The following is a 2352-nucleotide window of genomic DNA, read 5'->3' as shown; positions in this document are numbered from 1 at the left end:
AGCGGCGGCCCGACATCAGGCGACCAGTGAACTCATCCACGATCACGACTTCGCCGTCCTGCACCACGTAGTGCTGATCGCGGTGGTACAGCAGGTTGCCGCGCAGTGCTGCATACAGATGATGCATCAGCGAAATGTTGGCCGGGTCATACAGCGTCGCGCCTTCGGGAATCAGGCCCAGCTCGAACAAGATGCGTTCGGCGCTTTCATGACCCTGCTCGGTCAAAAACACCTGGTGTGTTTTTTCATCAATGGTGTAGTCGCCAGGCTTGGTCACGCCCTCGCCCGTTCGCGGATCGGCTTCGCCTTCCTGGCGTGTCAGCAAGGGAACGACCTTGTTGATCGCCAGGTACATCTCGGTGTGGTCTTCGGCCTGGCCGCTGATGATGAGTGGCGTGCGCGCCTCGTCAATCAGGATCGAGTCCACCTCATCGACGATGGCAAAGTTCAGGCCGCGCTGGACCCGGTCACCCACTTCGTAGACCATGTTGTCGCGCAGGTAGTCAAAACCGAACTCGGTGTTGGTGCCGTAGGTGATGTCGGCGTTGTAGGCGGCCTGCTTTTCCTCGCGCGACATGTTCGGCAGATTGATGCCGACGCTCATGCCGAGGAAGTTGTACAGCTTGCCCATCCAGCGGGCATCGCGGTTGGCGAGGTAGTCATTGACCGTGACCACATGCACGCCCTTGCCGGTCAGGGCATTGAGATATACCGGCAGCGTCGCCGTGTGGGTCTTGCCTTCACCGGTGCGCATTTCTGAAATCTTTCCGTTGTGCAGCGACATGCCGCCCAGTATCTGAACATCGAAGTGACGCATTTTCATGATGCGTTTGCTACCCTCGCGAACGACGGCGAAGGCATCAGGCAGAAGGGCTTCAAGCGTTTCGCCAGCCGCTACCCGATCTCTGAATTCCTGCGTTTTGGCGCGTAACTGGTCGTCGTCAAATTTTTCGTACTGGGTTTCCAGCGCATTGATTTGGTCTACCGTTTTACGGTAGGTTTTGAGCAGCCGATCGTTGCGGCTGCCGAAAATTTTGGTCAGGATATTGGAAGCCATAAATGCGAAGCCGCTGATGGCCGCTCCCCTGAGCTGGCAATGCGGCCAAAATCCCTTATTGAGTACGGAACTTAAGTGTGGGCACAAGTAGTTAGTTCAACTGTGCGCAAACTTCTGATTTTAGCGCTGCCCGAAAGACGAGCAATCAAGTGTCCAGAAATTGATGCGGTAATCCGGGCTCTGCCGGCAGAATGGGACGGTGCATTGGCAATGGCGGCAACCGATCGATTGAGGCAGGCAGGCAGGCTTTTCCAACTGCTGCCATGTATCCGCGATAATCAGATTGGCATGTCTAATCCAATCCAAACTCTTACCCGCGCGGCCATGTCCTGCACAACCTGAAGATGCACAGGCGCCTTCAATCAACGCTTACGCTGCATCAGGCTGTCGGGGAGTCCCCGACGCTGGCACGGCTGACACAACGGGTGCACGAATCAAACCAGCGGCTCAAGGCAATTGAAGCCCTGATTCCGATCACCTTGCGCCCTGCAGTCAAGGCAGGACCGGTTGATGATGAAAATTGGTGCTTGCTGGTGAGCGGCAACGCAGCCGCCGCAAAAATTCGCCAACTGGTTCCCTTGATGCAGGACAGCCTGCGTCGTCAGGGCTGGAAAGTGGCGACTATTCGGTTGAAGATACTTTTTGCGAAAAGGCAGTAATGCCAGTGCCGCAGGCGCCATGCCCGGGACTGAAAAACTTCTAATGAGTTCTGGTGGTGCCGCTTGTCGGAATCGAACTGACGACCTACCGCTTACAAGGCGGTTGCTCTACCAACTGAGCTAAAGCGGCACAGTTCTTATTCTACTTCACTCGCTTGAGTGAAGGCCTTGGGCGTGGCGGAGGTTTCGGAGGCTCTGGCGAGTCGGATTTCTTCTGCTGGCCTACGCCGCTAGCACCGGTCACCTGCGCGTTGTCGACCAGTTGCATGATCTTGTTTTCCGGCGCTTCAGTGGAGGCCTGCACTGCTGTTACAGCGCCTGAAGGAGTCTCCGCAGGATCAGCAGTTTGCGAATCATGAACTCCGGCAGTCCCGCCTGAGTCCGTCTCCAGCGGAAAGGCCATTCCCTGGCCGTTTTCGCGGGCATAGATCGCGACAACATGACTGATGGGCACCAGGATTTCCCTGGCGCTACCGCCAAAACGCGCCTTGAATTCGATGAATTCGTTGCCCAAGGTCAGCGAACTGGTCGCGTCAAACCCGATGTTGAGCACGATTTCGTTGTTCTTCACGTACTCGCGCGGCACCTGCACGGTGTTATCTACCGACACGGCCACGTAAGGCGTGAAGCCGTTGT

The 2352-nt window shown here is 56.6% G+C and carries 3 protein-coding genes and 1 tRNA gene; 1 reads left to right on the top strand and 3 read right to left on the bottom strand.

Annotation, left to right across the window (positions count from 1 at the left end; all coding sequences use genetic code 11):
- A partial coding sequence (locus tag Q7T06_RS07510; RefSeq protein WP_370652351.1) for a DEAD/DEAH box helicase occupies positions 1-1057 on the bottom strand: 1057 nt, incomplete at its 3' end.
- 344 nt (positions 1058-1401) lie between these two features.
- Between Q7T06_RS07510 and Q7T06_RS07505 the strand changes: the two genes are divergently transcribed.
- Positions 1402-1716: a hypothetical protein gene (locus Q7T06_RS07505; RefSeq protein WP_304782788.1), complete on the top strand. Its 315-nt coding sequence runs from the start codon at positions 1402-1404 to the stop codon at positions 1714-1716.
- A gap of 54 nt (positions 1717-1770) precedes the next feature.
- Here Q7T06_RS07505 and Q7T06_RS07500 read toward each other — a convergent pair.
- Positions 1771-1846 (bottom strand) — tRNA-Thr (locus Q7T06_RS07500).
- 12 nt (positions 1847-1858) lie between these two features.
- Positions 1859-2352: ClpXP protease specificity-enhancing factor SspB (locus Q7T06_RS07495; protein ID WP_304782785.1), on the bottom strand; the 494-nt coding region annotated here is incomplete at its 5' end.

The organism is Herminiimonas sp. (assembly GCF_030645555.1).
Classification (GTDB): Bacteria; Pseudomonadota; Gammaproteobacteria; order Burkholderiales; family Burkholderiaceae_D; genus Oxalicibacterium.
Note: the sequence above shows the minus strand (reverse complement) of the source record. Positions and strands in the feature narration are given on the sequence as shown.

What these genes read in the sequence shown, in the direction of transcription:
- Q7T06_RS07505 (WP_304782788.1), top strand. Translation starts at nt 1,402, where the DNA reads ATGCACAGGCGCCTTCAATCAACGCTTACGCTGCATCAGGCTGTCGGG.